Origin of the sequence: Marinicella litoralis, from assembly GCF_002591915.1 — a bacterium.
Lineage (GTDB): Bacteria > Pseudomonadota > Gammaproteobacteria > Xanthomonadales > Marinicellaceae > Marinicella > Marinicella litoralis.
The window spans coordinates 279,310-306,115 of the sequence record NZ_NIHB01000001.1 but is presented as its reverse complement, the minus strand read 5'-3'; the positions used below and the strand labels follow the sequence as shown (position 1 = coordinate 306,115).

The 26,806-nt window shown below is 45.5% G+C and carries 18 protein-coding genes; 6 read left to right on the top strand and 12 right to left on the bottom strand.

Annotation, left to right across the window (positions count from 1 at the left end; translation table 11 throughout):
• Window positions 1-93 precede the first annotated feature (93 nt).
• The 5 genes from CCS90_RS01370 to CCS90_RS01350 all read right to left on the bottom strand — a co-directional run bounded on the left by CCS90_RS01370 (window position 94) and on the right by CCS90_RS01350 (window position 4,372).
• Window positions 94-336, bottom strand: coding sequence for a sulfurtransferase TusA family protein (locus CCS90_RS01370; protein ID WP_162846735.1), 243 nt, complete (start codon window positions 334-336; stop codon window positions 94-96).
• Between the two features lie 264 nt (window positions 337-600).
• Complete coding sequence (gene groL / locus CCS90_RS01365) at window positions 601-2,247, bottom strand: chaperonin GroEL (RefSeq protein ID WP_099017714.1); 1,647 nt, start codon at window positions 2,245-2,247, stop codon at window positions 601-603.
• 4 nt (window positions 2,248-2,251) lie between these two features.
• Complete coding sequence (groES, locus tag CCS90_RS01360; RefSeq protein ID WP_099017713.1) at window positions 2,252-2,539, bottom strand: co-chaperone GroES; 288 nt, start codon at window positions 2,537-2,539, stop codon at window positions 2,252-2,254.
• Window positions 2,540-2,684: 145 nt separating this feature from the next.
• Window positions 2,685-3,452, bottom strand: a complete 768-nt coding sequence (locus CCS90_RS01355) for an ABC transporter permease (RefSeq protein WP_099017712.1) — start codon at window positions 3,450-3,452, stop codon at window positions 2,685-2,687.
• Entirely contained in the window at window positions 3,449-4,372 is a 924-nt protein-coding gene (locus tag CCS90_RS01350; RefSeq protein ID WP_099017711.1) for an ABC transporter ATP-binding protein, read from the bottom strand. Before CCS90_RS01350 ends, CCS90_RS01355 begins: the two co-directional genes overlap by 4 nt.
• 86 nt (window positions 4,373-4,458) lie before the next feature.
• On the opposite strand from CCS90_RS01350, the gene CCS90_RS01345 reads away from it, so the two are divergent.
• On the top strand, window positions 4,459-4,629 hold the full coding sequence (locus tag CCS90_RS01345; RefSeq protein WP_099017710.1) for a rubredoxin: 171 nt from the start codon (window positions 4,459-4,461) through the stop codon (window positions 4,627-4,629).
• Window positions 4,630-4,646: 17 nt separating this feature from the next.
• Here the strand turns inward: CCS90_RS01345 and CCS90_RS01340 are convergent, their stop codons facing one another.
• Window positions 4,647-5,018, bottom strand: coding sequence for a MerC domain-containing protein (locus tag CCS90_RS01340; protein WP_099017709.1), 372 nt, complete (start codon window positions 5,016-5,018; stop codon window positions 4,647-4,649).
• 161 nt (window positions 5,019-5,179) lie between these two features.
• Between CCS90_RS01340 and ubiG the strand changes: the two genes are divergently transcribed.
• Entirely contained in the window at window positions 5,180-5,884 is a 705-nt protein-coding gene (ubiG, locus tag CCS90_RS01335) for a bifunctional 2-polyprenyl-6-hydroxyphenol methylase/3-demethylubiquinol 3-O-methyltransferase UbiG (RefSeq protein ID WP_099017708.1), read from the top strand.
• Complete coding sequence (locus CCS90_RS01330) at window positions 5,877-6,575, top strand: HAD family hydrolase (protein ID WP_099017707.1); 699 nt, start codon at window positions 5,877-5,879, stop codon at window positions 6,573-6,575. Before ubiG ends, CCS90_RS01330 begins: the two co-directional genes overlap by 8 nt.
• Here CCS90_RS01330 and CCS90_RS01325 read toward each other — a convergent pair.
• The 6 genes from CCS90_RS01325 to CCS90_RS01290 all read right to left on the bottom strand — a co-directional run bounded on the left by CCS90_RS01325 (window position 6,537) and on the right by CCS90_RS01290 (window position 20,487).
• The gene (locus CCS90_RS01325) at window positions 6,537-7,109 is read right to left on the bottom strand and encodes a hypothetical protein (RefSeq protein ID WP_099017706.1); all 573 of its coding nucleotides are present in this window, start codon (window positions 7,107-7,109) and stop codon (window positions 6,537-6,539) included. The genes CCS90_RS01330 and CCS90_RS01325 overlap by 39 nt on opposite strands.
• Window positions 7,110-7,147: 38 nt before the next feature.
• On the bottom strand, window positions 7,148-7,354 hold the full coding sequence (locus CCS90_RS01320) for a hypothetical protein (RefSeq protein ID WP_099017705.1): 207 nt from the start codon (window positions 7,352-7,354) through the stop codon (window positions 7,148-7,150).
• Window positions 7,355-7,396: 42 nt separating this feature from the next.
• Window positions 7,397-8,305 carry an MBL fold metallo-hydrolase gene (locus CCS90_RS01315; protein WP_099017704.1) on the bottom strand — a complete coding sequence of 303 codons (909 nt, stop codon included), beginning with the start codon at window positions 8,303-8,305 and terminating at the stop codon, window positions 7,397-7,399.
• Between the two features lie 363 nt (window positions 8,306-8,668).
• Window positions 8,669-13,765, bottom strand: a complete 5,097-nt coding sequence (locus CCS90_RS01305) for an NHL repeat-containing protein (protein WP_099017702.1) — start codon at window positions 13,763-13,765, stop codon at window positions 8,669-8,671.
• A 208-nt stretch (window positions 13,766-13,973) separates the two neighbouring features.
• The gene (locus tag CCS90_RS01300) at window positions 13,974-17,852 is read right to left on the bottom strand and encodes a response regulator (RefSeq protein ID WP_099017701.1); all 3,879 of its coding nucleotides are present in this window, start codon (window positions 17,850-17,852) and stop codon (window positions 13,974-13,976) included.
• A 457-nt stretch (window positions 17,853-18,309) separates the two neighbouring features.
• Window positions 18,310-20,487 (bottom strand): malate synthase G, encoded by a 2,178-nt coding sequence (locus CCS90_RS01290; protein WP_099017699.1) that lies wholly within the window; start codon window positions 20,485-20,487, stop codon window positions 18,310-18,312.
• Between the two features lie 270 nt (window positions 20,488-20,757).
• On the opposite strand from CCS90_RS01290, the gene CCS90_RS01285 reads away from it, so the two are divergent.
• The 3 genes from CCS90_RS01285 (at window position 20,758) to CCS90_RS01275 (ending at window position 26,712) form a co-directional block, all read left to right on the top strand.
• A complete protein-coding gene (locus CCS90_RS01285) occupies window positions 20,758-22,353 on the top strand; it encodes an isocitrate lyase (RefSeq protein ID WP_099017698.1) in 1,596 nt (531 codons plus the stop codon).
• 126 nt (window positions 22,354-22,479) lie between these two features.
• On the top strand, window positions 22,480-25,452 hold the full coding sequence (locus CCS90_RS01280; protein ID WP_133566430.1) for a serine/threonine-protein kinase: 2,973 nt from the start codon (window positions 22,480-22,482) through the stop codon (window positions 25,450-25,452).
• Window positions 25,453-25,485: 33 nt separating this feature from the next.
• Window positions 25,486-26,712, top strand: a complete 1,227-nt coding sequence (locus tag CCS90_RS01275; RefSeq protein ID WP_099017696.1) for a threonine synthase — start codon at window positions 25,486-25,488, stop codon at window positions 26,710-26,712.
• Window positions 26,713-26,806: the final 94 nt, after the last annotated feature.

Genomic DNA, 26,806 nt, shown 5'->3' with positions numbered 1-26,806 from the left:
AAACTGCTGCCTGACTGAACCCAGACAGGTCCTTTCATACTGGAAGCACCCTCCTGCACACAGACCACCGTCATCAAAGACAAGCCTGAATGATTACTGGGCTTTGCCTTTGGTGACGGTAAACAACCAAGAATGATCGTTTACCCTGGTTAACTCAAGGCCATGGCCAAACCGTTCACACCAAATTTCAAAATCCAACTCAGCGTGGACATCCGTCACAAGGATGGTCAACTGTTCTGCAGGTGACAGCGCTTGCATGGCTTGTTTAAGCATCATCAATGGAACCGGACACAGTAAATCAGTGGCATCAATGTGATGGGTGGTCTGTTTATTCATGGCCATTATTGTATGGGCAGCGCGGTGGCTTACAAGTGAGAATAGTCGATTTAAAACCCCCAAATGAAAAAAGACCGTCATGAAGACGGTCTTTTGGGGCCTAGAGATCAAGAAAGGGGGAAAAGGGTGTGTGTGAGCTTGATCTCTAACTTGTGATTAATTTTAAGGCTCACAACAAATTTTATTGTGATGACGTTCACAAAAACAAAAAGGCCTTGAAATAATTCAAGGCCTTTTATCGCTCGGTAAGGTGTTGACGCTGATTTACATCATGCCGCCCATACCACCCATGCCACCCATACCGCCCATATCAGGCATAGCTGGTGCATCATCCTTAGGAATGTCAGCAATCATACACTCAGTGGTGATCATCAAAGCCGCTACTGATGCTGCGTGCTGTAACGCTGAACGCGTTACTTTGGCAGGATCCAATACACCTTCTTTGATCATATCAACGTATTCGCTGGTGGCTGCATTGTAACCGTAGTTACCTTTGCCGTTTTTAACTTCATTAACCACGACTGAGGCTTCTTCACCACAGTTATTAACGATTTGACGCAAAGGTTCTTCCATCGCAGTGATGGTGATTGCAATACCTACATTTTGGTCTTCGTTGGCACCTTTCAAACCAATCAACTGTGATTGGGCTCTGATCAGGGCCACACCACCGCCAGGTACCACACCTTCTTCAACCGCAGCACGGGTTGAATGTAAGGCATCTTCCACACGGGCTTTTTTCTCTTTCATTTCTACTTCTGTGGCCGCACCGACTTTAATCACTGCAACACCACCGGCCAATTTAGCCACTCGCTCTTGCAATTTTTCTTTGTCGTAGTCACTGGTCGCATCTTCGATTTGAGCGCGAACTTGGTTCACACGGGCTTCGATTTCAGAAACTTCACCAGCACCATCAATGATGGTGGTGTTGTCTTTGTTCACTTGAATGCGTTTGGCTGAACCCAAATCTTCCAAAGTGGCTTTGTCTAATTGCAAGCCCACTTCTTCAGAAATAACAGTACCACCCGTTAAGACAGCGATGTCTTCCAACATGGCTTTTCTGCGATCGCCAAAACCAGGGGCTTTGACTGCACAAACTTTAACTGTACCACGCATGTTATTAACCACCAAAGTAGCCAAAGCTTCGCCTTCAATGTCTTCTGCGATGATAAACAATTTTTTACCCGTTTTAGCAACGGCTTCTAACAACGGCAATAAATCACGGATGTTAGAAATTTTCTTGTCGTGCAATAAAATGAACGCATCATCTAAATCAGCAGACATGGTTTCTTGGTTGGTGATGAAATAAGGAGATAAGTATCCACGGTCAAATTGCATGCCTTCAACCACATCCAATTCATTGTCTAAACCGGAACCTTCTTCTACAGTGATGACACCTTCTTTGCCCACTTTTTCCATGGCTTCAGCAATGATTTTACCCACTGAGGTATCTGAGTTGGCAGAAATGGTACCCACTTGGGCAATGGCTTTAGAGTCAGAACAAGGCGTGGCTTGTGCTTTGATAGCATCAACCGCGACGGCGACTGCTTGATCAATACCACGTTTTAAATCCATTGGGTTGCGACCAGCGGCCACAGCCTTCAAGCCTTCACGAACAAATGCTTGTGCCAAGATGGTTGCCGTTGTTGTACCGTCACCTGCCACGTCATTGGTTTGCGAAGCCACTTCTTTAACCATTTGAGCACCCATGTTTTCGAATTTATCTTCCAATTCGATTTCTTTGGCCACGGATACACCGTCTTTGGTTACAGTTGGGGCACCAAAGCTTTTTTCCAAAACCACGTTACGGCCTTTAGGTCCTAACGTCACTTTAACTGCATTGGCTAAAATATTTACACCACGTGCCATTTTGGCGCGTGCGTCTTCTGAAAATCTTACTTCTTTTGCACTCATGATATTATCCTATGATTCCGATGATGTCTTCTTCTTTCATGACAAGGTATTCTTCGCCATCAACCTTAACTTCATTGCCAGAGTATTTACCAAACAACACACTGTCACCCGCTTTGACTGCCAAAGCACGTACCTCGCCATTGTCTAAAATACGACCCGTGCCAACAGCAACCACTTCACCACGTTGTGGCTTTTCAGTGGCTGAACCTGGCAACACTATGCCACCTGGAGAGGTGGTTTCCTCTTCAACGCGTTTTACGATAACGCGATCGTGTAAAGGACGAATATTCATCTATCGAACTCCTTAAAATTATTAAAATATAAACTCAGTTGTATGCAAAAAACCACCGACTGATGACGATGGTCTTTCTGTTGATGCTTCATATTGGGCTGTTGCTTGTTAATTCAAGAGAATCAACAAGATTTTCTGATGATTTTTAGGATCTTAGGCCAATTCCTTTGTGTAAGATGTACCAAGAGATAAAACCCAAGATCAAAACAAAAGCAATGATGATGCCATAAGCCACACCCACATTGATGTCAGAAACGCCCAAAAAGCCGTACCTGAAGGTGTTCACCATATACAAAACAGGGTTGATTTTAGACACGTTTTGCCAGAATTCTGGCAACAATGAAATCGAGTAAAACACCCCGCCTAAATAGGTCAATGGGGTTAACACAAAAGTTGGAATGATGGCAATGTCATCGAATTTTTTGGCAAAGGCCGCATTGATGAACCCGCCCAATGAGAACACCACAGAGGTCAACACAACGGTAGACAAGACGATCCAAACATTGTGAATTTTGATCTCGGTGAAAAACAAAGAAACCAAGGTAACCACCAAGCCAACTATCAAGCCACGAAACAGCGATCCACTGACATATCCGACCAAAATGGCCCAGTTGGGCATCGGTGAAATCAACAGCTCCTCGACATGCTTGGCAAACTTGGCACCAAAGAATGAGGACACCATGTTGCCATATGAGCTGGTTATCACTGACATCATGACCAAACCAGGCACAATGAATGACATGTAATCAAAACCGCCCATTTCACCAATCCTGGCGCCAATCAAATTACCAAATATCACAAAATACAAGGTCATGGTGATGGCTGGAGGCAGAATGGTTTGTGACCATATTCGAATGATGCGCGTGATTTCTTTGCGCAACAAGGTTTGTATGCCTATGCGAGTTGTGCTCATGCTTTTGCTCCTTTGTTCTCGATCATTTTCACAAACAATTCTTCCAGTCGATTGGCTTTGTTGCGCATCGAACTGACCTGGTAACCAGCTTGATCCAATTGTTTAAAAACACTGTTGAGGTCTTTGGACTTGGGCACATCAAGCTCAATGGAACAATCGTCTTTGTGGGTGGCTCCCAAGGTCTTGAGCAAAGCCTCATCAGGGTGCCGATCCAAATCAAAAATAAAAGTTTCAATGTCTAAAGTCTTCAACAAATCTTTGATGGTGGTGTTCCTGACAATCTCACCCCGATCAATGATCGCAATGTTTTTACACAATTGTTCGGCTTCCTCGAGGTAATGCGTGGTCAAAATGATGGTGGTGCCCAGTTCAGCAATTTGCTGCACAAATGACCACATTGATCGCCTGATTTCAATATCAACACCAGCAGTGGGCTCATCCAAAATCAATATACGAGGTTCATTCACCATCGCACGTGCAATCATCAAACGGCGCTTCATTCCACCGGAAAGTCCCCTTGAAATACTGTCCTTCTTTTCCCACAACTGCAATTGTTTCAGGTATTTTTCAGCCCGGGCCAAAGCATCTTTTCTCGGTACGCCATAATACCCGGCTTGATTGGCCACAATATCAATCGGCTTTTCAAACATATTGAAATTAAATTCTTGTGGTACCAAGCCAATCATCGATTTAACGGCTTTGCGGTCCTTGATCAAGTCCTTGCCAAACACCTTAACATCACCTGATGTGCTGTTAACCAATGAGGACAATATCCCTATTAAAGTGGATTTACCAGCACCATTGGGGCCCAATAATGCAAATATTTCACCGCTTTCCACATTCAAGTCGACCCCTTTGAGGGCTTGGGTGCCATCACCATAGGTTTTGACCAAATCTTTAATTTTTATTGCATATTCCATAATTCACTCTTTATTATTCACTCACTGGTGTTGATTTTTTTGAATCTGACCGTATATTGGCACAGTTCTTAATAACATCATCCCCAATGGATACTGAGTTTAAAAAATATATATGTGTTGTTTGTGGCCTCATCTATGACGAAGCCGATGGTTGGCCTGACGACGGCATCGAGCCAGGAACCCGCTGGGATGACGTTCCAGAAACCTGGATGTGTCCCGATTGTGGCGTCACCAAAGATGACTTTGAAGAGCTGTAAACCTTAAAACAATTCTTTCAGTTTGTTGTCAAACACTGCATCCTGCGGTAATTGCGCCAATGTGCCACCACCATCAGAGTACCGCCCAACACAAACAAGGCGGATTCAATGATGATATCTACTTTGTCTTCTAACAAAGTGGCCGTCACCAAACTGCTGTAGCCCAAGATAAAAAACAACAGTACTTTTTTATCATGGTGCCTTTTCCAGCCGCGCCCAAAAGACCACAATGCAATGGCACCAATCAAGCTCATCCAAATCCAACCATGACCCAAATGTGCCCAGCTAGGAACCACAGCAGAAACACTGAGCAAGATAGGCAGCATGGCGCATTGTATGGCACACAAGCCAGACAAAAACATGCCTAATTTATCAGCTACAGATTTCATGATGGGACTCTTCTTAGGTACTCAAATTCGTGATGATACCAGATATGGGCTTTTTCTGGGCAGTAACAAGTGTTTGGCGACTAAATTCTTTAATTTGTTTGCGGTGCTAAAGCAAACTGAACATCGAATGTGTACAATACATTTTTTGCAGTCAAGAAATCATGAGCGCCAATCATTATCCACAAGAAATCGAACAATTTGATGGTCAAGCTGCTTTTTGGTGGGATCCCGATGGGCCCTTCAAAACCCTACACCAAATCAACCCCGTCAGAGTGAAATACATCACCGATCATGTCAACATCGACAAGCAAAAATTGTTGGATGTCGGTTGTGGTGGTGGGATTTTGTCTGAGGCCTTGGCAGCAAAAGGCGCCACAGTGACTGGCTTGGACCTCTCCAAAGCTTCCTTACAAACGGCCAAAATGCATCTATTTGAGTCGGCGCTAACGGTCGATTACCAACTGCAAAGCATTGAAGACTTTGCGGCTGCCAACCCTGAGTCACAAGATGTGGTGAGTTGTCTTGAGATGTTGGAACATGTTCCCAGCCCAGAGGGCATCATCGATGCCTGTTTGGCCGCATTGAAACCCGGTGGGTGGTTGTTTTTATCCACCCTGAATCGCACACCCAAGGCCATGATGTTGGGTATATTTGCTGCAGAACATGTTTTGAAAATCGTCCCCAAGGGAACCCATCATTTTGAACAATTTATCAAGCCCTCTGAATTGGTGGCGATGCTAAAAGACCAGCCGGTAGAAATCAAAAGCCTCACCGGCATGCGTTACAACCCCATCACCCAATCGGCGACTTTGGATGATCAAGATTTAGACATCAACTACTTCATGGCCTTGCAAAAGCATGGCTGAAAACATTGAAAACAAATACCATGCAGTGTTGTTCGATTTAGACGGCACTTTGATAGACACTGCGGTTGACATGATTTATGCCTTGGCCACCTTGGCAGATAATCACAGCATCAAACACAGCCTCAATGTCGCCGAGTACCGCCAGTATATTTCTCAAGGCGCTGTGGCCCTGGTTCAATCAGTGTTCAACAACCCGCCACCCAAGGAATTAAAACTTTTGCGGTCAGAATACCTGGAAATCTACCAACGACAGTTAAACACCCACAGCCAGCTGTTTGAAGGGGTTGCGGCCTTAATCAACCACCTGGATGAGCATGAAACCCCATGGGGCATCGTCACCAACAAACCCTCTTGGCTGGCCCAGCCCATCGTGGCCAACACCCCTGAATTAATCAACGCCAAAATACTGGTCTGTGCGGATGAAGTGGGTGTTGCAAAACCCGACCCCAAACCTTTGATTCATGCCGCCCAAGCCATGAACATCCAAGTTGCGACGACTTTATATCTAGGTGATGCCCAGTCTGACATCGATGCCGCCCATGCTGCGGGCATGCTATCGGCCATCGCAATGTGGGGTTATTTGGCTCCTGAAGACAAGCCTGAAGAATGGTTGGCACACCACCGGTTTAGCCATCCGGAGCTAATGATTAAGTCAATGCATTGGAATGGTGGCACCCGTCAAACTCATTAAAAAGCCAACCAAGCCCAAAAAAAACAAACCGGCTGCGCTGGCATGAAAACGATGAGATGAGGTCAACATCCCAACCACAAACAACAACGCATAAACAGTTAAAGTACCAAATTGGCCTAAATTCAAAGGTGTGTTTAAAACAGCCGACTCAATCCAACCATCCAAGGCATCGGTTATCACAAACACCAAACCCACAGCACAAAATCGCACTCGGTTGTTGTAGTAATGCACTTTGAAGTCCCTTACTTCGTCGCCTCTGACCGGAAACATCAAAGCACACATCAAGTAGATTGAAATTGAATAGCCCAATAAAACAAAGTAGTGAGCCAAACCAATGTCAGCAGCCGCAGACAAAGCGAAATTGGCAAACCAAACCAACGCTATCAACAGCATCATATTCACCGACCACAACAAATGTACCCAATACATTTTGACTTTAACTTTGGCGTCCAACATCAACGACCAGCCACCCAACAAGTGAACCAAACCTAAGCTGAGAATGATCGAAAAAAAGACAGCGATGTGTTCAAACATAAGCCGTTACCCCCTGTTAGCGAACACTCATTATAAAACTATTCCACCGGACCTTTAAACCTGAACAGTTCATCATGAATATTTTGTGCCATGGCAACGATTTCTGCTGCTGATTTTTGCCAAACCTCAGGATTGGCACAAAGCCCTGCTGTGATACGTATCAGGGCTTCTTCACCAAGACCAATGCCTTTTTTGTGAATGCCGCCAATGCTTTGTGGGTGGACTGGGTTGCTGTGATGTTGCATATTGCCTCCGCTCGCTGGAAATTTTCAATTCTATTCAGTGACTTATTTTAATTCGACCCACATCAAGTCCTCAGCCAATAATACGGGACCTTGATACACTTCTTTAATCAAATCAATGCTGGCTTGTTGGTGTGGCAGGCTGCGTAACATGAAGTGTGCCAGCAACAGTTTTTTGACGCCTGCTTTGGTGGCTATTTTGCCAATCTCTGAAGGCACCATGTGCATGTTTTTGGCCGCTGCTGTGGATGCTTCTTCAATGGTGTTGTTGGCCACCAAGACGTCACTGCCTTGCGCCAGTCGAGCCAAAGAGTCATATTTGTTGGTCATGTCGCCAGAAAATGTGATGGCACAATCACCCACATCTACTCGCCAGGCCACGGCACTGATGGGGCCATGATGCACCCCAATGCTGCTGAGCTTGATGCCATCGAGCATCACATGTTGTTGAATACTGTGGTGCGCCAACGATGCATCCTTGGCTTTAATTTTAAATTGGCCCCGGACCTCTGGCAGCCAGTAACTCTTCAAATAAGCATAAGCGCCGTCTTGGCCAAACAGCTGATCTAAGTAAACACGGGTATCGGGCATCAAATCGTTGCCTTGAGGACCCATCACCCACAGATCGGTTTGGCGACCGGTGAAGTAGGAGTCTTTGATAAAAGCCGGCACATCCACACTGTGATCCACATGTAAATGAGTCAACAAAATGGCTTTTAAATCTTCTGAATGACCGTTGGCCACTTCAAATTGATGGGCACTACCGCTGCCGGCATCGATCAGTATGCTGGCCTTGTCATCCAGCCAAATCAGGTGGGAGGATGAAACCCGACCATCGGTCAATTCAGGACCACCAGACCCCAACACCTGTAGCTTGATGTTTTGTTCTTCACAAGACTGTGACCAACTCAAGACAGGCCAAAGTAAGCAGGTGACAATCAAGAATCTTTGCATGGTGTTTACCTTTTATCAAAACACCAAATTAACACGGATGGGGTCAAATTAATGTTAAAAATGAAAGATTTCACAGGGTCGGCTGAAGCCGACAACCCAAATTCAAAGTACTGGAAAGTGAACCACTGGGTGGTTGACTTCTATCAACCTAATGATTGGAAAAGAGGGCCGGTTCTATCCCTTGGCGTACTCTGATTAATACCAACTAGACTTGCTGTTTCAGATACAAATGGTAAGCATGAAACCAATGTTCGGTTTAGTCCGACGGTTTTTCTTTAACCGTGATCACCCGGTGGCATCAGCACTTAAGGGCTCATATTATTTGAGTTGACTTCCGTGTCAACTTCAATTTAAACCAAAGGGTTATTCAAATCCATGCCGATAAATCAAATCATCTGCTCCATACAAGTTCATACTGGATCCTGGCGCTAAGATGAAGGTTTTACCATAAACCCTAATTTCAGAATCAGATGCATTGTCACTGTTTGCCGTCAGTGTCAGACCCGCAAGGCTGATTTCGTTACCTGCCGACAAATCAAGTTCTACTGTGGTGTCTACAGGCGGCTCAACAACCAACAGTTCAACGGTGAAATTACCTACCAGTGAACTGATCTTGCTGGCCTGCCCTTGTGCGTTACAAGACACCGTCACTCGATCACCAAAACGCTCTGTTATGTCATCAAAGAGCAAATCTTCAAAGTTCAAACTTGGGATGTTGTATTGACCCTGACATGCGGACAGCGAAAGTTGGTTCATCGGCCCTCTGTTGGGGTTCTCAGACATTAATCCAAGCGTTAACCCTTGTTCTGGTGTTGGTGCATCATAAACCAAATACAACAAGCCTGAGGCTTGCGTGATGGATATGTCGGTGTTACCACCATTAATTGTATCGCTATATTGATTGGCAGAAACCTCAAAAAAATCTGCATCACCAAATACGCTCACTAGAAATGTCCGGTTGCTCTGATTATTGGCTTCGTCCGTGGCATGACAACTGACAGCTTGTTCTCCTTGAGAAACCATTGTTCCTGTGGCGGGCAAGCAGTTGAAATTCATCTCTGAACTGACCAGATCAGTCGCTTCGGGCATGACATAACTGATGGCCGTCAAGGTATCATTTGAGTGTTGGGTGGCATCCACGACGCCACTGATGACTGGCGGTGTGCTGTCCACAACCTCTATGATTTGGATGGTTTGACTTAAGTTGCCTGCAATGTCAGTGGCTTGCCAAGTGACTCTGTTGGTACCTACTGGTAACAGGGTTTCGCCGATCACGACGAGGTTGTTAATGCTGCTGTTGTCGTTGACTTCAGGAGCATCTACCCCCAATGCACTCAAATCGCTCAAAGGTCCAATGGCCTCGAATGTCAGTACCGGTATATCCGAAAACACAGGCGCCAATGTATCAACTACGGTGATGCTGGATTGGCATTGCCCTTGGTTATTCGAGCCATCGATTCCAATGAAAGTGATGGTGTTTTCTCCCAATAAAAGCTCCTGGGGGATGTCGTTACTGATTATCACAGGAGGAAGGTCGGTATTTTCTGTGTGACTGGCACCCAATAAAAATGATCGCATGGCAGCATCAACTTCTTTATCTGGCTCTGCCAGATTGGCCATATAACCTAAAGTGCTGTTGGCCTGAACTTCAATGGCAGCAGGGCAACTCACAACAGGTGCTTCAGTATCATTGATGATGGTTAAATCGACAACCGCTTCGTTGCTAGCCGCACCAAAGGGGTCTGATGCAATGACGGTCATGGATTCTGAGCCGACGTAACCAAGGTTCGGCGTGTAACCCAATAAATTGCAAACCAGATTATCAGGGCCGCCTTCACAGCTGACTTCGACAAATATTTGGCTGTCAAACACATGTAAGCGATTCAAGGGCTGGGCCTCGGCCACATAAAATCGATCTTCATCTCCGGCCGCAATGGCTGTGATGGTGCCAAAATCACCTGGTTCCAAAAATGAAAAGAACTCTCCGGGAGTGCCTTCTGGTTTTAATACATCCAATAAATTTCCAGTTGGGCCAAAACCCAGTAATCGTGGCATGCGATGGGTTTCACCATTGGTGCCTAAATCTGGGTAAAAAATTTCAGCAAAGTCAGATACCCATAATTTATTCAACACATTGTCATAGAAAAGTCGGCCATACTGAGGTTCAGCATTGAAATCCAAATCGCCTGCACCGATGCTTTGCAAAAAAGCGCCGGTGCTGGAATCGAAACTGTCTACCTGATTGTTTCCCGTGTCTGATGCATAGACGACACCACCATCTGAAATGGCCAAGTCGGCATACTGATTGATGGCTGCAGAAAAATCGACCAACACCTGACCTTGGCCAGCCCCTTGCCCCAGTTGATAGGTGCCAATACTTTTGGTACCCATAACCACCACTTGGTTGCCGCTGATGTCTATGGCTTTACTCGGTAGGGCGTCATTGCCCAAGAAATCAACGACCATATTACCCGTCACATATTGATAGGCGTCAACACCTGTGTTCAATTGGATGGCAACTATACTCGGGAAGTTGTTGTTATTGCCTTGATCCAGTAACAACACATCACCGTTGTCTTTCAGTGCAATGTCAACATAGCTTGTGTTAGAAGTCGGCGGTATCGGATTCAAAGATTGGCCACTGTATAAGCTGGTAATGGCATCGATTCGCCCTTGTAAGTCATACCGAATCAGGTATTGTTGCCCAAGGTCTCCTTCAGCCAACATCACAAACTGCGTGATCCCATTTTGTGTGGTTTCTTCCAGAGCCAGAATTTCTACAAAGTAGGGCATTCTGAAAGTAGACTGAATAGTCGGTTCAGTGTTTGGTGCATTGGTTTGAAAAACGGTTTCAACCAACTTAAATTCTGTGGCATCAAACCAATTGAGCTGGAAGGAAAAACCATCACTTTGAACCACAAAATCCACGGCATCTTGCAAAACTGGCAAGGCGGGATCTTCACCATCAGGGTCATCCAGTAAATTATCAATTGGCCACGAGCCAAGAACACCAAGGCTGAAGTTGTATTTAACGACTGCTTTGTCGACTTTTGATGACACAAAGACTTCAGAGCTGTTGCCGGAAAAGTCCACATGGTCTGGGATAATGCCAACGCCTTCATAGCTGCTGGTGGAGAGTAATGTTTGGGTGTTGGCATTGACATCGAATCGCCATAATTGCTGGTCACTGCTGTCGGCTATCACCAGTTTTACCGTTGAACCAGAACGATCAGCGGTGATACCAACAGGTGTCTGTAAGCCTGCTGGCAAAGTCAACAACTCCACCACTGTTGCTTGGTTTGAAAGGTCATTGTAGTTATACAAATATACTTTTCGATTTTGCCAATCGCCTATCCAAAGCGATTTATTTCTCAAAACTTGTGACAGATTACCCGAACTGTCTTCGGCTTGTTTGCCTTCACCAAAGGTTATCGCATTTGGAGTTATGCCCCCTGCAATCACTTGGCCCAGATCATATCGATTAATCAACTCGCCCACCGATCCTCTTAAAAACAAATACACCCGTTGCTCTGCTGCAGAACTGACCAACAATCCACTTTGGCCTACATTGAAGTTATCCACAGAGGCCATGCCATTACTGCTGGCCAACAAACCAGTGGTGTTGAATCGAGTCTGAAAAACAGCTTCGGGGTCACCATCCACGTTGCCATGAGTGGGTTGACCCAAGACACTGAACATCAAAGGATCAAAGTCACCATCCTCAGCGTTCAAAGGAATTTGTATCGCTTGGTCCTGACCAATAACATAACTTTGGTTGGGTGTGGTTGGTGCCTGATTTATGCTTTCTTCTCGGACATAGACCTGCTGAGTCAACGCCGATACGTTGCCTGAGGGATCGGTGATTTGCCAATTAACCAAACTCATGTCATTGACCGGTAGCAAACTGCCATCACAGCCAATTAAGTTCAGCACATTATCCATTTCACAGTCTACATCAGGGGTCAAACTTCCAAAATCAAAATACGTCGGTGGGTATATTTCCACTGTCGGTGGGCTGCCCTCACACAAAAACGCATCACAACCGATTCCCGGGTCATTAAAACCAATGGCAGTGGTTCCATCCGGAACCAAAATTCCCAACGGTTTCTTGGGTTCAAGATCAGGTGGAATGGTGTCATCTACGATGATCTGAACGAAATCATTGACTTGATTCCCGACACGGTCGGTCACAGTTACTGGAAAATCGTGAATCCCCAAAGGGAGAAAGTCAGGCACTTCCATTTCAATCACTGGATTTTGGTCACAATTATCCACAACCCCCAGCCAACTTTTGTTAAAAGTGTAGTTCCTGTCTTCCGGTGGGTTACCAACAAAACTTCTGGGCGGGTATTTACTGACCCGGGTGCCACCAATTTCTAGGGCTTCTAAGGTCACCGTTAAGGGAAAAGCTGTGATCACCGGATCAAAATATTCATGCACCTCAACTTCTTGAAAATACGTGACATTTGACAACAAATTTCCCCAACTGGCAGGGTTGATGTCGGCATCAAAAACCACTCGATTGACGCCATGCTCAAACTGGCATGTGTCATTGTTACAGTAGCCTGGGTAATTGCTTCTGTAGTTGTTTTTCCAGCCATTGAATTGTTGTAATGCCACAAGTTCAAAATCTGAAAAACCTACTGCAGCAATGATTTTATCGTCCAATCCATCGAGAATATCATCTAATGTGATGTTCGGTACGAAATCTAAATCCACTTGTTGAACATTGAAAGAAACGTTGGTTGAAATATCAATCAAGTCGGTCAATGAAGACAAGCAGTTCACCAATGCAGGACTGGCAACCGCCAGCTTCGTCGTCGCTGATGGATAAGACCCAAACGGTGTGGTATATGCAAATTCCCTGGCATCAAAATCACCAAAATTATTGACCGTATGGGTGTTATTATCAATGGCCAAGTCCAACGTTTTGGTACAAGAATTGGGATCGGTTGGGACATCAACATCATGAGCGAGCAAATGAATGTCAGGTGGCACATAACCAAAAGCCTGGGCCCGATCAATCCGTTCAAAATAACTCAATTCTGACCAGCCTTCCTCAACAGGGATGGGCGGACATGTCGCCACAATGGATGCCCCTGCAATCATCAGACCAGTGCCTACCAGAATGCGTTTTTTTAAACTTTCTCGGTTATTGAACAAACCAAAAGGGTCGATCCCAGACATCAAAATATCTTTCAATCCGAGTTTGGTGATTTTGTCTTTACCAAAATTGAAGGTGAACGAACCAAACTGTTGGCAGACCACTGGAACTGATATGGCCGGCGTACCCAGTGCACAACTACTGCGGATGTTATTTTCTATTTGAGCATGATTGGGAAAGCTGATGTTAACCAACCCACTACCCAAAATTAATTGGTTGTTCTCAGCAGATTTGGGCTCTGATGCCCAACCCAATGAATAGCTGACTAAAGCTGTTATCAATAAAAATCTTTTCATGACTTACCCCGTTTGTTTTCAGAGCTTCCATGTTAAAAAGATTTTGCTTAATTTGTTTTTGTTGGTGTTGCAAATGCTTTAAATTTTGTTGCAACCCATGGTTTAGCAGCAAGTAAATGTGTGGTTAAGGTCAGAATAATAAAACACAAGCAGGTGTTGACACCTGAGGACGTCACAGCAATAAAGTGACTCTGCTTACTATTGGTATTTAACTACTTACGGCCGCATCAATGTATTGAGAAGGCGTCACATGAAAGTGTTTTTTGAAACAAGTCGAAAAATAAGACAAACTCTCAAAACCACAAGCATAGGCCACTTCACTGATGCTGTTTTGTTGTTGCTCTAACAAGCTTTTGGCAATGTTTAAGCGAAACTGGATCAAGTACTGTGAGGGTGGACAATCAGCCGCCTTTTTGATTTTTCGGAATAGGGTGGTTCGATCCATGGCCATCTTCATTGCAAGTTGTTCAGTAGAAAGGCGACCTTCCCGAATGGTTGCTAAAATGACTTTATTGAGTTCGGCCAAAAAAGGAGAACGTGCTTCAACTTGATTGTTTGCTGGTTGCAACTGCTCACGAATGGCGTGCACGGCTTGGATGTGATTGCTGACCCTTAAAAACAACTCTCTGGGGCTGAAGGGTTTAACCATATAGTCTGTGGCACCTGCTTCAAGACCCTGTTGGATGTCCTTTTGGGCGACTTTTGCAGTCAATAAAATCACTGGTGTGGTTTGCAGGGTTTTTATTTTCCTGAGAATACGGGTAAATGCCACGCCATCGGTTCCTGGCATCATCACATCACTGATGATGGCATCCGGTAACACATTTTCGACTTGCTGAAGCGCTGCATCAGCCGAAGAAAACTCATAAACCACAAATGCCTCAGACAAGATTTTAACCAACACCTCTCGAAGTTCTTCGTTGTCTTCAACCACCATCAATACAGGATGGTCATCAGAATCTTTGGTGACTACTTGTTCGTTGGAGTTGATCCAAGTGATCTCTTCAGGCTGGCTGATCAGCGGAATTTCAAATTGAAAGTGCGCACCTTTAATCGACTCAACCAAACACAACTGGCCGTCATGTGAGGCAATGATTTCTTTGGCATAAGCCAGCCCAACTCCCACCCCTGGTATTTGGGAGGTGTTGAGGCTATCATCTGTGACAAAACGTTCGAACACTTGGTCTTTTTTTGCCAACGAAATGCCCGGGCCATCATCAATCACATTCACTTGAATTGTTGATCCCTTGGATTCTATGTCAACCCAGATGTGTGAACCGACACCACTGTACTTGATGGCATTGCTGATGAGGTTGCTCAGCACTGCCTGTATTTTTTCTTTGTCAAACAAGGTCATGTGCGACTGGGTTGGGCACTCGAACGTCAATGTTTGTTGGTGTTTTGTGGCCCATGCTTGAAACTCGTCAACCACCTGAGCAGTGATAACAACGAGGTCAAGATGTGTTTGCTTTAGTTTGATTACAGGATCATTGAGGTGTTGTAAGTCAAAGATGCGATTGATTTGACCCCTGAGCTTTTCTGCATTTTTCATGGCCACATCGAGCATGTGGTGGGGTTGTTTGGATTTGACTTGTTCTATTGGTGCCATGATCAAAGACAAAGGGGTTCTTAATTCATGTGAAAAGTCGGTCATGAACCGATCTTTGGCTTTGTGCAACAATTCCAAGTCCATGGCTTTACTGTGCAAAAACTGGGTTTTGTTTTTCACCAGCTCATCGAGCCGCTGGTTTTCCATTTTGAGTTTTTTGGTCCTGCTTTTTATCACTGCCCAGGTCGCCAACCACAGAAACAACAGACCCAATACAACATAGGCTACCAATGCAGTCTTGCTTAAATAAACAGGAGGTAGGACGGTGAAAGCCAAATCTGTGCTGGGTGTAATGCGACCAAATACATCCTTGGCTTGTACCTCCAACCTGTAATCCTTGCCCCTGAGTTCGGTGAAGTCTTTATAAGTTTCATTTGACCAAGCACTCCACTGTGAATTTTGTGTCCCGTTGAGTTTGGTCCTATACATGGCTCGATGTGGCGTGGCATAGTCAGCCAATGCATATTTAATTCGAATCGAGTTTGATGAAAAATCAATGGGCGTTTTGATGTCGGTGACAACCCCTGCTTGTATGGTATTACCGGTATTGCTGTTTATCAACTCGCGGATATACAAAGGTGCCACATCAGGCAGTTTTTTCGTGGCATTGACGTCCATGCGAAAAATGTCACCACCCGTTTGCATGAACCAAAGTATATGGTCCTTCACACTGAGGTAATTTCTGTTAAACCGGGGAGGAAAATAATTAAACAATACCGTGTTATGCTGCCACTTGTTTGCTGTTTTATTGATGTACCCCTGCTGTTCATCAGTGGTGTACCAAATGTATTGGTTTTGGTCTTCGTACAACATTTCCACGGCCATGTTTTGGCGTCGTAAAATGTCTGGCAATCGCTCATCAAGCAACAGTTTATTATCCTCTTCAAAGTATCGCATGGTGCCATCACGGGTACCAAAAACCAAACCACTGGATAATTTAAAGGGTATCACCAGGTCAGTGCTTAAGCCGTCTTTTTCTGTAAACTTCATCAGCGATTGGGTGGGGGTGTTGATTCCATCTAAAGCCAGCCTGAATAGCTCTCCTGTTCGACTGCCTACCCACAAAGCCTTGTTGTTTTCAACTTCAATGTTATTCAATTCAAATGCCAATCCTTGAATCGCTTCACTGTGCCATTCATTGCTTATTTCTTGAATTTGATAAACCCCCAAATTGGTAGAAACAAACACATGCTTTGAGTCATCCGATATAGCGATGTCAAAAATATATTTACTTTCATCGAAAACCAACTGCTTTTCGGTGATTCTGTGGTTTTCAACTTTAATCAGGTACAGCCCATTGTTGGTGCAAAGAAAAGTCCGGTCTTGAAAGTCCAAACTGTCACGCACCCCCTCAATCTCGCCAATGGGCTGAAAAGAGGGTGGGTATAAAGGGTTTTCTTCATCTGCATGTAACTGCAACACCCTCTTACCCAAGAAGCTTGGCTCACCTTGTATATCAGCAAACCCGAATGCATACATGTTATTCGCCTTGGCAAAAGTGCTGATTTCATCTGGTGGGCGCATTACGTTTAGTCCATTGTAACCAACGGTCCAAATGTTATTTTGTTGATCCTGCAAGACACCGCTTACTTGACTGATTTTAAGTCCATGGATGTCTTTATAATTTTTTAAAACTTCTAAGTCATTGGATAAGATAAACAACCCACCATTGATGGTAGCAACATAAAACAGGCCTTTTTTTGACTTGGTGACATCATAAATAAAAACCGGCTCATTCAGCTGGTCTTGTACCTTGAGCAATTCATCGCCATGTTGTTTATAAATACCATGGTGTGCTGTGAAAAATATAAGTTCATTTTCAGCATTTAACTCAATACCTTTGACTTGAGACTTTAGAGGTAACCTCCAGGGTGTGTCTTTTAACAGTTTCTCTGAATTAAAGTCCAGTTCATACACATGTTCATCGTTCAACAGTTTGGTATAAAGGCGGTCATTAACAGGGATGGTTTTGGTATAACTGTTGGAGTCATCTGGTACGGTGGTTAAGGTCTCACCATCCCAAATGAAATAATAAGCCATGGCTTTGAACACCACCTTGTCGGCAAAGGCAACCACAGAATAGATTTCCCCAAATGGCAGATTTTCTGGGGCCAAGTATGGGTTTAATGACTGGTAAACCAACACTCCGTTGGCAGCAGGTTGGAAAAATCCGATGTTGTTTAAGGTTCCCAGATAGACCTTATCACCCACTAAGTCGATGTCACGGACTCCGGTTTTATTTGGTGAGTAGTGGTGTGTAAACTCCTCTCCATCAAACACCAATATTCCATTGCCGTTGGCAATATAGATCAAGCCATTGTTTGCTTGGTGGATGTCCCAATTGGCATGATGTGCTTTATAGTCTTCTTGATTGAAATGCGTGATGAGCGGTAATCCCACTTCATCGAAGTCCGATGATGCGGCAACACTCAATATCAAAACCAGACACAGTGAATGTAATGACTTGAACTTTTTCATTTTTGGTGAATTGTCATATCAAACAAGCTACTATTAATAACCATAACTTCAGCTTAAAATCAGTTCTTTGCGTTGCCTAGAAATAACAATAAGCTTGTCAAACGCCAACAAAATCAATGTCATCCTTCCATTTATCATGAATTCAACACACTAATTTTTTGGAGGTACTCTAAATACTGTCTTGGTGACAACGCCCCAATTGTTGAATGAAGTATTAGATAATTGTAAGCCCAAAACCATAGGCTTGCCAACATTTGTACTTAATGAACCATATAAAAAGACATTTTCTGTATTCGTAAATCAAGAGAAAATGGATTTGGTCTTCAGTATTGCAACACTGCAAATTAATTTAAAGCCTGTGTTTTTTATTCCATTTTAATCCGATGGTGGTTTGTTTGGAAATAGCGGCGCTAAATCATGAAGCCCGTGAATCGCTGTTCTGCCTCGGTTCTAGCTCTCACTCAGCAGGACCATTTTTTAATCGCATTCGATACGCATGCAACAAGGGTTCGGTGTATCCGGAAGGTTGTTCTTTACCCATAAACACCAGATCCAAAGCCGCTTGGTAGGCGGTGTTGTTGGTCAAATCATCTGCCATGTTTTGATAGCTGCTGTCATGGGCATTTTGTTGATCGACCACTTTGGCCATGCGGGCGAAGGTGTCGTTGACTTGTGGTTCGCTACACAAACCGTGCGCCAGCCAATTACAAATGTGCTGACTGGAAATGCGTAAAGTGGCTCGGTCTTCCATCAAGCCGATGTGGTTGATGTCCGGCACCTTGGAACAACCGACACCCTGGTCAATCCAGCGCACCACATAGCCAAGGATTCCTTGGGCATTGTTGTCCAGCTCATGTTGAATTTGTTCGGCCGTTAGGGCTGCAGGGTCGGCGCACAAGGGAATGCTCAGGATGTCATTGATGTCTGCCTTTGGTCTGGATAACAATTGTTGTTGTACCTCAAACACATTGATTTGGTGGTAATGCATGGCATGTAAGGTGGCACCATTGGGCGATGGCACCCAAGCACAGTTGGCCCCCGCTTTTGGGTGTTCTGTTTTAGTTTGCATCATTTTGGCCATCTCATCTGGCATCGCCCACATGCCTTTACCGATTTGTGCCTGTCCGGTGAAGCCACAAGCCAAACCAGTATCCACATTCCAATCTTCATAGGCTTTGATCCATGGCATGGTTTTGATTTCAGCTTTGGGGGCCATCGGACCCAACAACATGCTGGTGTGGATTTCATCACCGGTGCGATCCAAAAACCCGGTGTTGATGAACACGATGCGGTCTTTCACTTGTCTGATACAGGCTTTTAAATTGACTGTGGTGCGGCGTTCTTCATCCATCACGCCAATTTTGATGGTGTGGCGATCCAGGCCCAATTCATCTTCAACCCGATCAAACAATGTATTGGCAAAAGCCGCTTCTTCAGGCCCATGCATTTTCGGCTTCACAATATAAACGCTGCCGGTTCTTGAATTGCGCAACGGCCCCAAACCTTGTAAATCATGCATCGCGATCAGCACACTGACCATCGCATCCATGATGCCTTCTGGAATTTCCTCACCCCGTGAGTCTATGATCGCTGGGTTGGTCATCAAATGGCCCACATTGCGACAAAACAACAAGCTGCGACCATGCAGTTTAAGCGCACCGCCATCTAAGGATTTAAACACTTTGTCTGCGGCGGCCACACGGGTCACTTGGCGTCCGGATTTAGTAAAAGTATCGCTCAAGTCACCACGCATTAGACCCAGCCAGTTGCGGTATACAGTGACTTTGTCCTCGCCATCCACAGCGGCCACAGAATCTTCGAAATCTTGAATGGTGGTAACCGCCGCTTCCATGGTCAAGTCTTTAACGCCCGCTTTATCGGTTTGGCCCACTGGCGAGTTGGCATCTATTTCAATGATGACATGCAGGTCATTGTTGTTAAGCAGAACCTGCGAGGGCTGCGCACTGCTGCCATTGTAAGCTCGGCATTGAGCTGGTTTTTTCAATGTCGTTGTTACACCATTTTCCAAGGCCACCGACAATTGACCTTGTTGGATTGTATAGGCTGTGGCCTGATGGTGACTGCCCTGTTTTAGGGCAAAATGTTGGTCCAGAAAATCACGGGCATAAGCAATCACTGCCTGTCCCCTGATTGGGTTATAGCCTGCCGTTTTTTCTGCGCCACCTTCTTCTGCAATCACATCGGTGCCATACAGCGCATCATACAAACTGCCCCAACGGGCATTGGTGGCATTCAACGCAAACCGTGCATTTGAGGTAGGCACCACCAATTGTGGGCCCGCTTGAAGCGCAATTTCAGCATCCACATTTTTGGTGTTGATTTTAAAGTCGTCACCAACTTCTACCAAATACCCAATGTCTTTGAGGTGTTTCACATAGGCTGGGTGATTGAAATTATTTCGATGCTTAACCAGCCATTGGTCAATGTTGTTTTGTAGACTGACTCTTTTTTCCAGTAGTTGTTTATTTACCGGAGCCAATTCATCGATGATGTCAGCCATTGATTGCCAAAACTGTTCACTGCTGATACCTGTTTCAGGCAAAACTTCTTGGTCGATGAACGCAGCCAAAATGGGGTCAACTTTAAGGTTTGCTTTTTCGGCGTAATGAATCATTTTGGGTCCTGTTTGAAGAAAGTATTGAGACGAAACCTTTTTATCTTATAACAGCTTTTTAGAATAAAAACTCTAATTCTTGGATTTTCTGTCCAAATACAACAAAATAAATTAAGTCAGTTAAAAGTGGCAAAAAAGTGTTTAAAAGTAACAAAAATGCTTCTATTATGCAGGAACGTGTTATTCAAACGTTTGTTTGATTTTAGCCGTAACCAATGACTTTAATTATTTTAGCTGTCAATCCGACTAACAACAATCAGGACTTTTTATATGTCAAACTACCAAACAGAAGTGAAATCAGCAGATGGCCTCATCAAAGAAAACCAAACACCTTGGGCTGCCATTAACCCTGAATTTGTGGCTCGAATGAAGTTACAAAATCGGTTTAAAACCGGTTTAGACATCGCCAAATATACCGCAGCCATCATGCGCCAAGACATGAAGGACTATGACCTTGACTCATCCAACTACACCCAATCCCTGGGATGTTGGCATGGTTTCATTGGCCAGCAAAAAATGATTGCAGTGAAAAAACACCACGGTACCACAGCCAAAAGATACCTCTACCTTTCAGGTTGGATGATTGCTGCTTTGCGCTCTGAGTTTGGTCCTTTGCCCGATCAATCGATGCATGAAAAAACCAGTGTTCCTGCCTTAATCAAAGAACTGTATGATTTTTTGAAGCAGGCCGACGCCCGTGAATTACGCAGCTTGTTCAAAGAGTTGGATGCAGCCAAAGCCGCCGGCGATGAAGTCAACACCCAACGCTTACAAGACAGCATTGATAACTACCAAACCCATGTGGTGCCAATCATTGCCGACATCGATGCCGGATTTGGTAACGAAGAAGCCACTTATTTGTTGGCGAAAAAAATGATTGAAGCCGGTGCTTGTGCGATTCAAATTGAAAACCAAGTTTCCGATGAAAAACAATGTGGCCACCAAGACGGTAAAGTCACCGTACCTCATGCTGACTTTTTGGCCAAGATCCGTGCCGTTCGGTATGCCTTCCTTGAGTTGGGTGTGGATGATGGCGTGATTGTTGCCAGAACCGATTCATTGGGCGCTGGCTTAACCAAACAAATTGCCGTTACCACCCAACCAGGGGACTTGGGCGACCAATACAATGCGTACTTAGACTGTGATGAAATTGCCCTTGATGATTTAAACAATGGTGATGTGGTGATCAAACAAAATGGCAAGTTGGTCAAACCGAAAAGGTTGGCCAGTGGTTTGTTCCAATTCAAACCAGGCACTGGCGAAGACCGCTGCGTGTTAGACAGCATCACCAGTTTACAAAATGGCGCTGATTTGTTGTGGATTGAAACCGCAACGCCTCATGTGGGCCAAATTGGTGGCATGGTCAAACGCATTCGTCAAACCATCCCCAATGCCAAACTGGTCTACAACAACTCCCCATCATTCAACTGGACGCTGAACTTCAGACAACAAGCCTACGACTTAATGAAAGCCGACGGTGTCGACGTTTCTGCTTATGACCGACCTGCCCTGATGAATGTTAAATACGATGACACTGAACTGGGGAAAAAAGCCGATCAAATGATTCAATCATTCCAGCAAGATGGCGCTCAACAAGCCGGTATTTTCCATCACTTAATTACCTTACCGACTTATCACACCACCGCGCTTGCCACCGACCAGTTGGCCAAAGGTTATTTTGGTGAACAAGGCATGTTGGCTTATGTGACCGGCGTACAAAGAAAAGAAATTCGTGAAGGCCTGGCCTGTGTAAAACACCAAGACATGGCCGGATCCAACATCGGCGATGACCACAAGGAATACTTTTCTGGCGATGCCGCTTTAAAAGCTTCAGGTGAGGACAACACGATGAATCAATTCGATTGATCACCCTTGCAAACCAACGATCCCAAAAGCCTCACTTCGGTGGGGCTTTTTTTGTGGCTGGTTAAACGCCACCGGTGTTGGGTATAATAAATCACATATCCAAACCTGTTGCAACCGGTCAGGGCGTTGAAGAAACCAGAAGAAACCAAAACATTGTTAAACCAAGCCCTGGGGCTTAACACCCAGGAACGAACGGTGTTGCTTGAACAAATCAATGACCGCGAGCTCAAGAGCCAGGTGGAAACTTTGTTGGCTGATGAAGCCCAATGCGAGGCCTTTTTAAAACAACAGCAAACAAGCACAACAGTAGGCACCGACCAAGCCGAGGCCATAAGCCCCGGTGCGCTGATCAATCGCATTCGCATCATCAAATTACTGGGGCAGGGTGGCATGGGGTCGGTTTATTTGGGCTTTGATGAGAAACTGGAACGCCAGGTGGCGGTTAAATCCATTCGACCAGAACACCTTAAGAACCCCTCGACACAACAACGCTTTGTTCGTGAAGCACAAATCCTGTCGAAGATTAACCACCCTTCGATTTGTCAATTGTACGATTACTTAGAAACACCGGAAGGTGATTTTCTGGTGCTGGAATACATCAAAGGAAAACCGTTGTATCAGACGCCTTTAACAGAACAACAAAAACTGCTGGCCATGGGAGATTTGGCCGCTGCACTGGCAGTGGCGCATGAACATGGCATCGTACACCGTGATTTAAAACCCGACAACATCATGATCTCCGCAGCAGGCCAGTTAAAGGTTTTGGATTTTGGCATTGCCCAGTCATTGTCCCAACCCAGCACCAGCCAAAAAGAAGCGGCAACCGAGGTCAGCAGCGGCCTGACCCAACAAGGTTCATTGGTCGGCACCATACGATACATGAGTCCAGAACAAGCCCAAGGAAAAAACATTGATACCGCCAGTGACCTGTATGCCTTGGGAATCATTGCCCAAGAAGTATTCAGCCACCAGGCCGCTTATCAAGTCATGGAAACCGACCAACTGTTGACGGATGTACAACAAGGTAAGCGCGTGGCGCCCAGTGGATTGGCTGAACCGCTGACCCAACTGATCGATGAACTGACTCAACTGAATCCGCAACAACGACCGACCGCGGCAGCCACGGCTGAAAAATTCAATGCCATCATCAATGCACCCAAGCTGAAGCGCAAAAAGACCCTGATTACCGCCACCTTATTGGCAGCACTGGTGTTGTTGTGCTTGTTGTGGTGGCAATGGATGCACATGGATGAGCAAGCCCAGCGCAATGAAACAGTCAAAAAATATGAAAACCAAATCAATGAATTGGTCAAACAAGCCGAACAAATCTATGTGTTACCCATCCACCCCGTGGACGAGGAAATCAACAGCGTGGTCCAACAAGGGGACCAGTTGTACAAAACCGTTTTACAAGACCAACTGCTGACTGAAACAGAAAAGAGCCGGCTGCTGGGAATCATCTTGCTGCGTGGCGAGTATTACCAAGACGCCATACCGATGTTAATCGCCGGACAGGCAGAAAGCCCACTTTTGGCCGATGCTTGGACCATGTTGTTCATTGAAAAAGCCACCGAATACTCAGAACAACATGGCTTAGAACAAACCATGAATGACGCCGATTTCAAAGCCCAGTACTTAAACCCTGCCTTGGCATACATCGAAAAAAGCCAGCTGGAAGCAGGGCAAGCAGACCCTCTGTTCCAGGCTTTTGTGTTGTCACAAACCGAATCCCTGGAAGCAGGTTTAACCGCGGTCAATCAACTACTCTCCACGGCCAGTTGGAATAAAAAAGCAGTCAACCTCAAAGCTTTGATATTATCGGCCTTGATGACTCGAGCCAGGGAAAATGGCGAATGGGAACTGGCCAAACAATATGCCTTAATGACTGCAGCAACCTATCAATTGTCTAACCAAATGGCCCGCAGTTTTCCACCGACCTATGCCGATTTGTGTCGCGTCAGTTTAGACCTGATGACCGATGGCATCCATCGCAGTGGCACCCAGGTTGAAGACTTTGCAGCACAAAGCATAATGGCCTGCGAAAATGCCTTGAAGGTGCAGCCCAATAACAACTACCCCAAACAACTTTTGTCCAGAATATACCTGATGAAAGCCCAGTGGGAAGTTGATTATGGCATCGATGCCAACCCGTCATTGGCACGAGCCAAACATTGGAACCAACAAGCCAGCACTTTGGAAAACTTATTCAGTGGTTCTTGGACCCAGGCTTTGATTTTGGCCATGCAAGCCAAACAATTGATACTCACCGGAGCACCTGCCCAGCCAGTGATTGAACAATCATTGGAGCTGTTCAACAACTTGCTGAAACTGGACACCGAATACCAACCCTATGTGGTCAGTGACATGCTGTATGTTTTGGCCCAATACGCGCACGAAAAAACCCGACAAAACACCGACCCATCAGACACCATCCAACAGGCCCAAACCCTGTTCGATCAAACCATGTTGCTGCCTGGGTTGATGGTCAGTGAACAATGGGGTTTGGTCAATAACATGGCACAAGTGTATTGGGTCCAACTGCGACATCAGTTCGAACAAGGGCACAATATCATGCCAATGGCTGAAAAATTATTGGCTTTTTTAAACCCGGCTGAAAACCGACTGAACAACGACCCCAATCAAATCATCAACTTAGCCAACACCCACTTATTGATGGCTGAATACCAGCGCCGTAACCAACAAACAACCCATAACCACCTGGAACTGGCCGCCGATTATATCGCCCAAGCGCTGGCCATCAACACCACTGATTACCACATCATGCTCAGCCAGGCCAGTCTGTTGACGCTCCAAGCCTATGACACTGACCAAGATTACTCCAAAGCCAATGCAAGCTTCCAACAGGCCATCGAAGCCAATCCAAACAACCCGTACAGCCTGCAAGCTTGGGCCAATGGCTTAATCATCCAAGCGCAAAACAGCCAAACTGCCACACAACAACAGGCCGCCATTCAATTGGCCCATGCAAAAATAACCCAAGCCTTGTTGCTTGATGAACAACAAGCCAGCTTCCACCATACCCATAACGAGGTACAACAAATGGCGGCTGCCATTGGCCTGGATTTAACCCTTGAATAACCCTTGAATAACCCTTGGAATTGAACTTTAACCATGACTGAATTGAACCCGCATTTTTCCCACTTGGCTTGTACCTTTTGTGGTGCCCAATACCCCAAAGACCACCTGATAAACCTGTGTCCGCATGACCAAAGGCCAGTGCAGGCAGTCTATGACACCACTGGCATCCAAGCCACACAGTGGTACCACCCTGAAAGAAAAGACCTGTGGCGTTTTGCCGGTTTGTTACCGATGGCCTCGGGCTTTACCTCCCATGGCGAAGGCTACACACCCTTGTTAGATCATTCATCCCATGCACTGGCCAAAAAGCACGGTTTTCAGTTGTTCATCAAAGATGAAGGCAAAGGCCACAAAGACTTTGGACAAAACCCCACATTGAGCTTCAAAGACCGTGGCATGGCGGTAGTCATCAACATGGCCAAGCATTTTGGTGTAGCAAAACTGGCCGTCCCCACCCAAGGAAACGCCGGTGATTCACTGGCTTTTTATGCCAATGAAATGGGCATTGGCGCGGTGGTGATCATGCCCGATGACACGCCTGCACCGATTCAGGGTAATGTGGCTGCTTTGGCCTTTCACAACCCAGACATCAAACTTGAAATGATCAAAGGCACCATCAAAGAAGCCGGCCTATTGATGAAAGAAAAATACCTGCCCCAAGGGTATTTCAATGTCGCCACCTTCCAAGAACCGGGCTGGCGCATCGAAGGCAAAAAAACCATGGGGCTGGAACTGGCCGAACCCAATCGGCTGTCTGAACAATGGGCTTTACCCAATGTGATTTTGTACCCAACCGGCGGCGGAACTGGGATTTTAGGCATGTGGAAAGCCTTTGATGAATTGGAAGCCATGGGAATGATCGACAGCCAAAGACCGAAAATCATCGCGGTTCAATCGGCCGCCACCCCACCGGTTAAAAACGCCATTGATAAGGACTTGTTTGAGCCAGAACCTACACCGGCCGGTGAAACCTTGGCCGTTGGTTTGAATGTCGCTGGCGGGGTGGGGCATTTTAAAGTGGTGGACATCGTGCGGCAAAGTGGCGGCACCTCAATTGCGATCAGCGAAGCGGACATTGCCAAGCACCTGTCAGAAATTTGGCAAGACAAACACTGGTGGGTTTGTCCCGAAGGCGCCGCGTGTTTGGCTGCACTCAAACCGCTGATTGACATGAACATGATCAAGCCCAAAGACCAAGTGGTGGTGTTCAACACCGGCTCATTTGAGAAGTATTTACCTGAAGTGCGGCATTTGCTCTGATTCGATAGTTTCCTGACTGTACCATTCATTTAAATTGGCTTTTGCCAGTTTGGAACAAAGAAGACGTGATGCCATTGCTATGGCTTTTATGGGG